The sequence below is a fragment of the Pedobacter sp. genome (assembly GCF_965279535.1).
Taxonomy (GTDB): Bacteria; Bacteroidota; Bacteroidia; order Sphingobacteriales; family Sphingobacteriaceae; genus Pedobacter.
Genome location: NZ_OZ257244.1, coordinates 1,001,473 through 1,012,613, shown reverse-complemented (window position 1 = coordinate 1,012,613; position 11,141 = coordinate 1,001,473). Strand labels below are relative to the sequence as shown.

At 40.7% G+C, this 11,141-nt stretch carries 6 protein-coding genes; all 6 read left to right on the top strand.

Annotation, left to right across the window (positions count from 1 at the left end; all coding sequences use genetic code 11):
- The first annotated feature begins 17 nt into the window (after positions 1-17).
- The 6 genes from ACQY77_RS03975 to ACQY77_RS03950 all read left to right on the top strand — a co-directional run bounded on the left by ACQY77_RS03975 (position 18) and on the right by ACQY77_RS03950 (position 10,791).
- A complete protein-coding gene (locus ACQY77_RS03975) occupies positions 18-1,727 on the top strand; it encodes a RagB/SusD family nutrient uptake outer membrane protein (RefSeq protein ID WP_421939282.1) in 1,710 nt (569 codons plus the stop codon).
- Positions 1,728-1,805: 78 nt separating this feature from the next.
- A complete protein-coding gene (locus tag ACQY77_RS03970; protein ID WP_421939283.1) occupies positions 1,806-3,101 on the top strand; it encodes a pectate lyase family protein in 1,296 nt (431 codons plus the stop codon).
- Positions 3,098-5,254, top strand: coding sequence for a hypothetical protein (locus ACQY77_RS03965; RefSeq protein ID WP_421939284.1), 2,157 nt, complete (start codon positions 3,098-3,100; stop codon positions 5,252-5,254). The genes ACQY77_RS03970 and ACQY77_RS03965 overlap by 4 nt, the downstream gene beginning before the upstream one ends.
- A gap of 1,021 nt (positions 5,255-6,275) precedes the next feature.
- On the top strand, positions 6,276-7,460 hold the full coding sequence (locus tag ACQY77_RS03960; protein ID WP_428430120.1) for a PD-(D/E)XK nuclease family protein: 1,185 nt from the start codon (positions 6,276-6,278) through the stop codon (positions 7,458-7,460).
- A gap of 291 nt (positions 7,461-7,751) precedes the next feature.
- Positions 7,752-8,441, top strand: coding sequence for a tetratricopeptide repeat protein (locus tag ACQY77_RS03955; RefSeq protein ID WP_421939286.1), 690 nt, complete (start codon positions 7,752-7,754; stop codon positions 8,439-8,441).
- 778 nt (positions 8,442-9,219) lie between these two features.
- Positions 9,220-10,791 carry a Na+/H+ antiporter gene (locus ACQY77_RS03950; RefSeq protein ID WP_421939287.1) on the top strand — a complete coding sequence of 524 codons (1,572 nt, stop codon included), beginning with the start codon at positions 9,220-9,222 and terminating at the stop codon, positions 10,789-10,791.
- Positions 10,792-11,141 lie beyond the last annotated feature (350 nt).

Sequence of the window (11,141 nt, the reverse complement as noted above, 5' to 3'; positions counted from 1 at the left end):
TAAAAGAAAATATTGATATGAATAAGAAATTATCTCTTTCCGTTGTTACGAGCTTATTAATGGTGTTGGGGCTGTGTAACCTGATGTCTTGTAAAAAGGCATTTGATATTCAGCCGGAAGATGCCCTGGAAGCTTCACAAACCTACCGCAATGTATATGATGCCGATGCCGCTATTTTGGGTATTTATGGCAAATTTGTCAGATTAGCCGATCGTTATATATTGCTTAATGAACTGAGGGCCGATTTGCTGGATGTAACACCTAATGCCGACAATTATTTAAAGCAGCTGGGTACGCAATCTACCGCGATTGATAATCCTTACGTTGATCCTAAGCCATTTTATGAGGTGATTCTCAATTGCAACGATGCTTTGAAGAATTTCAGCCTGATGCGCGAGAAGAAGTTGCTGGACAACACGCAATACTACCAGCGTTATACCGATATTCTTTTCCTTCGGAGTTGGTTGTACCTGCAATTGGGTATTCACTACGGCAATGTGCCTTATGTTACCGATGCTTTGGCTACGATTAACGATCTGAAAGATGAAAGTAAATTCCCGAAACTGAGCTTTGATGAACTCTTAACCCGTTTATTAGCCGAAACAGAGGCTACACCTAAAGAATTCCTTAACCAGAATACTTCTGCCGCCAGTCCAACGCTGATTTTACCCATGGATACCTATGTAATAAAGGATGGGGTATTTAAATTTTTCATTCAGCGACGCTCTTTTCTGGGCGATTTAAACCTCTGGAAAGGCAACTACCTAAAAGCAGCAACTTATTATAAAGATGTAATGGAAACCGGAACAAACGGTAGTACCGGAAGCGACCAGCAGGTAGATTTGTATGATACTTACCGTGTGGGTGATGACAACTCACAAGATCATTCTTTAAAAACCACAGCCGTGTTAAACCCCTGGACCAAAATCTTTTCTGCCCCATTAGCGGATCGGATTGCCAACTGGGAACGCATGTGGACTTTGCCCTTCAGTGCAAACTTTGCACCGGGCAATCCACTGTTTAAACTTTTTTCTACTACAGAAGATTATCTGGTAAAACCTTCAGCCTTGTCTATGGAAAACTGGAACAATCAGGTGCGTACGGATGGCAGTTTAACAGACAGAAGGGGTTTAAACATGTCGTACCGCGTGTTAGGCGCAAGCCCTGAAGTATACAAATACACGCAGAATTATAGCCTGGCTGCGCCCTTCGAGAAAACAGGCATTTGGGTACTTTACAGGGCAGCTGTGTTACACATGCGTTATGCAGAAGCGGCCAACCGTTTAGATCGGAAACAATTAGCCGGAGCGTTGATAAACAGCGGTATTAAAGCAGCTTTCGGAACTAAAGCCTTGTACAATGGTGTGCCAGATACCTATCCCTTTGATTTTAATGGTGATGGTGGAACCATCAGGGGAAACTGGTACCGTAACTCCGGTATCAGGGGGCGTGCAGTTAATCAGGATTATCCCATTACTACAGCCAATACGGTTATAGAAGTCGAAGATCGGATCATTCAGGAAGAAGCTTTAGAAACGGCTTTTGAAGGTTATCGCTGGCCCGATTTATTACGCATTGCCCTGCGCAGACAAGATACTGATCCTAACTATCTCGCTAATAAGGTAGCTGCCAAGTTTGAAGCCGCCGGCGATGGTGCTGCTGCTGCACTGGTACGCGCAAAACTAAGTAATAAAGCCAATTGGTATTTACCTTTTAAACTAAAATAAATATCAGGCAAATGCCTGAATATGAGAAAACATTCAAAGAATATTAATTATTAAGCCTATCCAATTATAATCAGCCCCATGCAAAAACATTTGAAACTTATTCCCTGTTACACGCTCCGCTATACATTTAAAATATTCATTTACCTATGCATATTGCTGTTTTCAGGCTTTAGTACGTATGCCCAGCAACTGGCCTTTCCAGGCGCTGAAGGCTTTGGGCGTTTTGCAGTTGGCGGAAGAGGAGGAACAATTTACCACGTAACCAACCTGAATGATAGTGGTGAAGGGTCTTTTAGAGATGCAGTAAGTAAACCAGGTAGAACAGTTGTTTTTGATGTAGCAGGTGTTATCAGGATTAGTGGAAAGATAGCTGTATCGCCCAGAATTACCATTGCCGGACAAACCGCACCAAAAGGCGGAATAACGGTTTATGGTAACAGTGTTTCTTTTAAAGATTCGACTATTGTGCGCTACATGCGTTTTAGGGGGAGTATTAACATGTCAAGAGGTTCTTGTACGGTAGTAGCCGACGATTTGAACGACATTATTTTTGATCATGTATCCATAGAGTGGGGCCGTTGGGATAACCTGCACATAAAAAAAAGTAAAAATGTAACCCTGCAGTACTGTGTTATTGCCGAAAGTATCGATCCGCAACGTTTTGGCGCTTTGCTCGAAGTACCCGAGTACTTAACCATTTATCACAGCCTGTTTGAAGGCAATCAAAGCCGTAACCCTAAAGCCAAAGCCAAGATAGAATTTATTAATAATGTGGTTTACAACTGGGGCAAAAGTGGTTTTGTAGGTGGGCACTCCAGTGCAAACCATTACCAGGATATTGTGGGCAACTATTTTATTGCCGGCCCTAATTCTACCAATAGTTTTTTAAGCATGTTTAGTGCAACCGATCATGTATACCACCGGGATAACTATACCGATTTAAATAAAGATGGAAAGTTAAACGGCAGATTGGTAACGGACGAAGACTTTAGCAGCGAAACCGCGACGTTGTTGAAAGAGCCTTCGCTTCTGCCCAGGAGTAGCGTAAAGATAAGTACCTCTGCTCAAGCTTATCAGACCGTTTTGGCAGAAGCGGGCTCATCTTTAAAAAGGGATGCAGTGGATGAACGCATTATCGGCTACCTGAAAAGTAAAGGTACAAAGGGTGCTATTTTTAAAACTGAAGCCGATGCAGGTGGCCAGCCAATCAGTAAGCCTGTATGGAGTAAGATTAAGGATAGCGATAAAGACGGCCTTCCCGACAGCTGGGAGAAAACACATAAGCTTAATGCCTCAGATGCTGCAGACGCACAGCAAAGGTTGGCAAACGGCTACACTCAACTGGAAGAATACTTAAACGGTTTGGTAAAATGATGATAGACGCTATAATTCGAAAAACAGGCAAAGGGATAGGGTTATGGGCAGTTTTACTTTTTAATTGCGCTGCATTTGCCCAGAAAATAGATCGTGAAGATTTGGTTACAAGGCATACTGTGGTGGTGAATAAAATAGATTCACTGTCGTCATTATCAGTAGGAAATGGCCGCTTTGCTTTTACTGTTGATGCAACCGGATTACAGAGTTTTCCTGATGCTTATGCCAAAGGTGTGCCACTGGGTACCCAGTCACAGTGGGGTTGGGGTGCATTTAAAAATGATGGGAATTATAAATTAAGTGAAGCTTATAAGTACTACAATCAGTATGGTCGTAAAATTCCTTATACAGTACAGCTCAATACATCTGCCCGATCTAAAGAAGCCAGTAATTATTTTCGCCAGAGTGTGCACCGTTTACAGTTGGGTAATATTGGCTTCGATCTGTTAAAAAAGAATGGTAAACCGGCAAACGTTAAAGATATACAGCACATCAGACAAACCCTTAACCCTTACACAGGAGAGGTTAACAGCAGTTTTACTTTAGAGGGCATTCCTGTAAAAGTAATTACAGTTGGGCATCAGGGGGCTGATCTGATCAGTGCATCGGTAAGCTCACCGCTTATCGCAGCCGGGCGATTGAAAATTCGCATTCGCTACCCTTATGCTACCGGCGAATGGGCAGATGTAGGGAACGATTGGAGTAACAACGGAGAACATACCACAAAATTAATACAGCAAACGGCCAAGGGCGCAGTTATTGAACACCAGATTGACTCTGCTGTTTATTTCAGTTCGCTTGCCTGGACAGGAAAAGCCCATTTGCTTAAAAAACAGGCACATTACTTTGTGCTGAACCCCGATAGAGCAAACAGTAACTTTAGTTTCAGTTGCCTTTTTTCTGAGCAAAAAACCAATTCCGCTGTTCCAACTTTTGCCGCCACACAGCTAAATAGCCGTAGCCAGTGGAAAGACTTTTGGCAAAGTGGTGCAGCAGTAGATTTTGCCGGCAGCACCGATAAGCGGGCTTTTGAACTCGAACGCAGAGTGATCCTATCCGAGTACCTGACTAAAATTCAATGTTCAGGCGATTATCCGCCACAGGAAACGGGCCTTACTTACAACAGCTGGTTTGGCAAGCCGCATATTGAAATGCACTGGTGGCATGGAGTGCATTTTGCTTTATGGGGTAGAGAAGAGTTGCTGAACCGCAGTACGGGCTGGTATGCAACTGTAGCTAATAAGGCACGTAAAATTGCCCAGGTGCAGGGTTTTGATGGGTTAAGGTGGCAGAAGATGACGGATAATGAAGGGAATGAAAGCCCCTCATCCGTAGGAGCTATGCTCATCTGGCAACAGCCACACCTCATTACATTTGCCGAGCTGGATTACCGCGCCAAAAAGGATATTAAAGTACTGCAGCGATATAAGGATCTGGTTTTTGAAACAGCCGATTTTATGGCTTCTTTTGCACATTTCGATTCGGCCAGGGGGTGTTATAATTTAGGTCCCGGCGTAATCCCTGCTCAGGAACGTTTTAAGGCAGAATTTACATTTAACCCTACTTACGAACTGGCTTACTGGGAATGGGGTTTAAAAACAGCTCAGGAATGGCGCCTGCGGCTTGGCTTATCGCGTAACCCCAAATGGGATGATGTAATTGCCAGGCTCTCACATTTGCCAGTACAACAGGGGGTATACCTGGCCGCCGAGAGTGCTACCGATTCTTATACCAATCCAGAATATAAAACAGATCACCCTTCGGTATTGGCTACCTATGGGATGTTGCCTGAAACAAGTTTACTGGATAAACAAACCATGAAAAATACCTTTGATCTGGTTTGGAAGGAATGGAGCTGGGCAGATACCTGGGGCTGGGATTTTCCCATGACAGCCATGGCTGCTACCCGTCTGGGCCTGCCAGATAAGGCTGTTGATGCCCTGTTAATGAACGTACAAACGAATACTTATCTGCCTAACGGACATAACTATCAGGATGATCGCTTACGCATTTATCTGCCCGGAAACGGAGGCTTACTCACTGCTGTAGCACTAATGTGTGCAGGTTGGGATGGCAGCGAAGGGGAGAATCCGGGTTTCCCAAAGGATGGAAGCTGGAAAGTGAAATGGGAAGGATTTAGGAAGATGATGTAGGTTTTAGTTTGACACTAACTGTCATTCCGACTCTGGAGGAATCTATTAGGAATTGTCATTCCGACTTTGGAGGAATCTATTCGCTAAATTCTTTTCCATCGGTTTGTCGGTCATTAGTCAATAGTCATTGGTCAATACAATCAAGAATTGTCATTCCGACTCTGGAGGAATCTATTCGCTAAATTCTTTTCCATCGGTTTGTCGGTCATTAGTCAATAGTCATTGGCCAATACAATCAATAACTGTCATTCCGACTATGGAGGAATCTATTAGGAATTGTCATTCCGACTCTGGAGGAATCTATTCGCTAAAATCTATTCGATTGTTTTATCGGTCATTAGTCATTGGTCAATACAATCAAGAACTGTCATTCCGACTCTGGAGGAATCTCAATTAAAAAAGAATATAGGAGGAGTTTTTGAGACTTACAATTTTTAGGGGCAGGAAAAGTGAGTAAAATTGATAAAAACCTGTTAAGAAGCAAGCGGTCAATCTTCTTTAACTAAATATAAACGGTGTTAATTGATGTTCTGTTTGTTACTGTTTTCATTCTGTATGTATTTATCATTAAGATAAAGATTGATATTTTTTGAAGCGAGTAAATAAATAATAAAAAACACATTGTAAATCCCTATAAAAACGAATATCCAGGTAAACCAATGGTTTAATAAAATAAAACGAAAATTTTTAGCGAACTCTAAAGTAGAATAGATAAAAGTAAAAAGTAGTAACCATTTACCAACTTTGTTTCCATCAATAGTTAATAACATAAGAAAAATACTGAGGAGAATACGCAAAATTTGAAATAATAGTTTATCATGACCAATATTGTAATTATACATCGCAATAATGAAAAGACTACCTGACAATGCTATGGTGCATAATATAACGAGTTCGGTTTTACCTCTCTTTAATCTATCTGGTGGTGTCATTTCTCTTTAACTGCTATCCTTTACAACAAAAATAGATTTTTGTCCAATGAAATGCTAAATTGTTTTTATGTTTGGTGAAACGCTCAATTATGCCCATACCAATTTTAACTTTTAAGCAGCTTATAAATAAGGTTAAGAAACTTAACAGAAGATACGAACAACTTGCTGCCAGTTCGGGAGAGAATTTCAATATCTTCCACATCCTAAAATTGCAAAGCTCCGAAACACGTTTGCATTCTGCTTTTATAGCTGAGCTGCTCAACCCCAAAGGTACTCATGGTTTGAAAGATGAGTTTTTAAAGCTTTTTCTGAAAACTTTAGAAATAAAACCTACAGATTTTAATACTCAGACCGCTACAGTTGATATTGAACTTCATGTAGGGGCTATAGGCAAAAATTACGAAACTGGTGGGCGAATAGATATTTGTATTCGTGATACCAGCCAGCGTAAGATTATTATTGAAAACAAAATCTATGCTCCTGATCAAAGAAATCAATTGGTTCGCTATCATAATTACGATAATCTGGCTAATCTGTACTATCTCACTTTAGATGGTGAAAAACCTGAAGAAACAAGTAGTGGTCAGCTAAAAATAAATGACCATTATAAACTGATCTCCTATAAAAAAGACATTTTAGAATGGTTACATCTCTGCCGAGAAAGGGCAGTAGTACAGCCCATACTAAGGGAATCATTTACCCAATATATTAACTTAATTAAACATCTTACAGGACAAACTATTAACGACTATATGAATGAAGAGGTAGCTAGCTTAATTACGGAGAATCAGGAAAATCTTGAAGCGGCATTCATCCTGTATAATACACTGGATCATGCATGTGAACGCTTGTTAAATAAATTGAAAATAGAAGTGTCTGAAATAGCCAATGAACTAGGGGTAGAGTATAATTTTGATATAGATATTAGATTTAATAAAAGATTTAAGGGAATTTCTTTTTATCCTGAAGGTTGGGAAAGATTAAAAATTGCTTTCCAGTTTCAATCCTACGATAAAGATTTGGTTTTTGGTATTGCAAGAAAAGAAGTCGAAAGTGGAGCATTACCTTCAATATGGATTATCACAATTTCTCAGCGCATCCAAGCAAATGAGAGAGGGGTAAATGAATGGTGGCCATTCCATGAAGCTTGTGAGCCTTATACGAATTGGGATCTTTATGAACCCTGGGCAGCTATAATTAGCGGTGAAATGAAAAGGTTTATTAAGCAAAAAGTAGAAGAAATATTGGAGCTTTTTAAGGACCAGAAGTTTTAAATGTATACATGTATAATTTTTGCTGTTATACGATTGTTAGCCTCAAGGCGATTACTCTTTTTTAAAGTTTTCTAATTGGTTTTATTGCCTATAAAGATTTTTCACAACAAATAAGTGAACATAATTCATAGTCGTATAATATTAGAATGGAAAACGGCAGGAGGACAGGATTTTAGAGATTTCAACCTTTAGTTGTTAACTATTTTTAACCAGTATTTCAGATTTACGATCATTACTCATTCAAAAAAAAGGATATATAAAATAATTCTATAAATTTTTTAAATACGCTCTATGAAATACCTACTTCCCATAATCTTCTTGTTTCTTACCGCTTGCAGCAGCCCATCAAAATCCCAAAGCCCTTTTGAGGCCTGGCAAGAAGCAGCCCAGTCTAACATCAGGCTATTGCCTAGATATGGTGGTGTAGCGAAAAGCCCGGAGCAAAAAGCCGCTGATGATGATTTGATTAAAGAGTACCTGGGGATTTTTAAAACCCATCGGGCCGCATCGGAAGGGTTGATTAAATTGGGTTTCGAATATTATTATCAGAACAATATTCAGGTTGCCATGTATCGTTTTAATCAAGCCTGGCTGTTAGATCCTGGTAATGAAAATGTTTTTTGGGGCTACGGGGCTGTATATTCGGTTTTAGGAGCGCGGAAACAAGCGCTAAACATGTATAATGAAGGCCTGGCCATGAATCCAAAAAATACTCAGCTCCTTACCGATAAGGCAACTGTTTATTTAGCTGAATATCAGGATAAGACTGTAAAGGAGGATTTGGAAACGGCTATTCGTTTGTTTAAATATTCTTATGATATTGACCCTAAGAATCAAAATACATTGTATAAGCTTTCTGTATGCTACTTTATGCAAAATAATTGCGCCGAAGCTAAACGGTATTATGATGAATGTAAACTGTTGGGTGGTAAGCCGATTACGAAGGGGTATGCTGATGAAATAGCAAAGCGCTGTAAGTAGTTGGGATGTGTGGCATTAATCAAGAACTGTCATTCCGACTTTGGAGGAATCTATTCGCTAAATTCTTTTCGATTGGTTTATCGGTCATTAGTCATTAGTCATTAGTCAATTGTCATTGGTCAATACAATCAAGAACTGTCATTCCGACTTTGGAGGAATCTATTTAGGGATCTGTCATTCCGACACTGGAGGAATCTATTCGCTAAAATCTATTCGATTGTTTTATCGGTCATTAGTCAATAGTCATTGGTCAATACAATCAAGAATTGTCATTCCAACACTGGAGGAATCTATTCGCTAACACAACACAATAAGTAAGACTTAATCATTCTAATTGATTCCGAACATTTTAACTACGGTTCAACTACGAATCAACTACGCTTAGTATACGGGTCGAGTACGCTTCATCTACGCTTCAGCAACGCTTTACTATGCTTCCATCAATTAGGCACCTTTGGTGGTTGATGTAAAGTAAGTTGCATAACGGGGGCTATAGGTCGTGATGCATAATTACCCATTATTTAAACCTACCAGTCTAAGAATCCTAAGGTGTTTGAATTGATTGTGGTTTACTGTAGTGAGTCACAGGACGGCTGCGCTAACCCACTTTTTCTCTGTGAAACTCGGTGTTAGAATATCGGCATGGTGTCTCAGCCCTTAATGTAGCTAATCTTTGCATTCTCGGTGGTTGAACAGGGAATGGGCAATAGAACGGCTTTGTGTTTTTCCCTTCAAACTAATTTTCGTAATTTCCCCTGCATAATCTATTCAGAACTTCATGCTCGATCATTTTCCTTTTTATTTAGGGCTTATTTTGGCCATCGTATTGTTAATTATGTTGGCTGGGAAAATTAAAGTGGCTTATCCGGTGTTGCTGGTTGTTGCCGGACTATTGATCAGCTTTATTCCAGGCATACCGGTCATTCACATAGATCCAGAGCTTATTTTTATCATATTTTTACCGCCCTTACTTTATGAAGCATCCTGGGCCATTTCCTGGAAAGAACTTTGGCGCTGGCGGCGGATCATCAGCAGCTTTGCTTTTATCGTGGTGTTTTTAACGGCCATGTCGGTTGCTTTTGTCGCCAATCATTTTATCCCTGGTTTTTCTATCGCTTTAGGTTTTCTTTTAGGCGGAATCGTTTCTCCGCCAGATGCGGTAAGTGCCGGTGCGATATTGAAATTTGTTAAGGTGCCAAAGCGGATGTCGTCTATCCTTGAAGGAGAGAGTTTATTAAATGATGCCTCTTCGCTGATTATTTTTCGCTTTGCACTCATTGCGGTGGGAACGGGTCAGTTTATTTGGTACGAAGCTGCTGCAACTTTTATTTGGATGGTAATTGGTGGGGTAGGTATAGGGTTATTGGTAGGCTGGTTATTTATGAAAGGCCATCGCCTGTTGCCCACAGACGCCAATACCGATATTGTTTTAACCTTGCTGGCGCCATATATAATGTACATTGCTGCGGAGGAAGTACACAGCTCTGGAGTTTTGGCCGTGGTAAGTGGCGGACTTTTCCTTTCTAATAAACGACATTCTTTTTTGAGCAGTACCTCGCGCTTTAGGGGTATTAATTTTTGGGAAAGCCTGTGTTTTGTACTCAATGGGTTGGTGTTTATGCTCATAGGCTTAGATTTGCCTGAAATTGTAGCCGGGCTAAACGGCGTAAGTGTAGGTACAGCCATTGGCTATGGTTTGTTGATTACCCTGGTGCTAATTATCGGCAGGATACTTTCGGCTTATGGTGCCGTGGTGGTGACTTTAATTGCCCGAAATTTTATAACGGTGGCCGATACCAGGAGTCCGGGATTTAAGGTGCCTTTAGTTTTAGGTTGGACAGGCATGCGTGGCGTGGTATCTTTAGCTGCAGCGCTATCTATCCCGCTTACGCTCAATGGTGCGCCCTTTCCACAGCGTAACCTCATTTTATTCATCACCTTTATTGTAATCCTCTCTACTTTGCTTTTGCAGGGACTGACTCTGCCTTACCTGATCCGAAAAATTGGTATTCCGGATGTTGACCATACACTGTCTGAAGAAGAAGAAGAACAACAACTTAAGCGTGATATGACGCATCAGGCGGTAATGCATCTCCGTTCTAACTATAGTGAAGAATTGAAAGAACAGATCTTTCTGCAGCAATTGATTGCGAAATGGGAGGGAAAAGAGCAACTGATGGTTGATCCTGACCAACAGGATGTATGTAAATCAGTATATCAGGATGTTTTAGACCGTCAAAGGCAATGGTTACTGGCTAAAAATACTGAAGAAGTTACTTTGAATGAAGAACTGGTTCGTAAGTATTTATTGTATCTTGATTTAGAAGAGGAAAAACTACAGTTTATGTAAGGAGTTGAATTGTTGCCCTTATATGTTCTTACATCCCTTATATGGTTCAAATTTATCATTCTAGGCTTAATAAGTTTTACCAGCCCTGCTACCACACGGCCTCTCCTTGAAAAAGGAGGGGAGTTGCGACCGCCCTAACCTTTTTGAAGAATTTTCTGTGTATCTGTGTTCCTGTGGCTGATGCCATATACAAATCTGATTTTTCCCAGAATCCTGCTCCCCTCCTTTTTTCAAGGAGGGGCTGGGGGTGGTTAAACAGTTGGCATAGCAAGTAATTGCTGGTAGAAGGTGAGGAAGAAAAGGGATTCTTTTGTCCTATTAAGGCACTGCTTTGGCTTGGACTGTGCATC

What these genes read in the sequence shown, in the direction of transcription:
- ACQY77_RS03975 (WP_421939282.1), top strand. Translation starts at nt 18, where the DNA reads ATGAATAAGAAATTATCTCTTTCCGTTGTTACGAGCTTATTAATGGTG.
- ACQY77_RS03970 (WP_421939283.1), top strand. Translation starts at nt 1,806, where the DNA reads ATGCAAAAACATTTGAAACTTATTCCCTGTTACACGCTCCGCTATACA.
- ACQY77_RS03965 (WP_421939284.1), top strand. Translation starts at nt 3,098, where the DNA reads ATGATGATAGACGCTATAATTCGAAAAACAGGCAAAGGGATAGGGTTA.
- ACQY77_RS03960 (WP_428430120.1), top strand. Translation starts at nt 6,276, where the DNA reads ATGCCCATACCAATTTTAACTTTTAAGCAGCTTATAAATAAGGTTAAG.
- ACQY77_RS03955 (WP_421939286.1), top strand. Translation starts at nt 7,752, where the DNA reads ATGAAATACCTACTTCCCATAATCTTCTTGTTTCTTACCGCTTGCAGC.
- ACQY77_RS03950 (WP_421939287.1), top strand. Translation starts at nt 9,220, where the DNA reads ATGCTCGATCATTTTCCTTTTTATTTAGGGCTTATTTTGGCCATCGTA.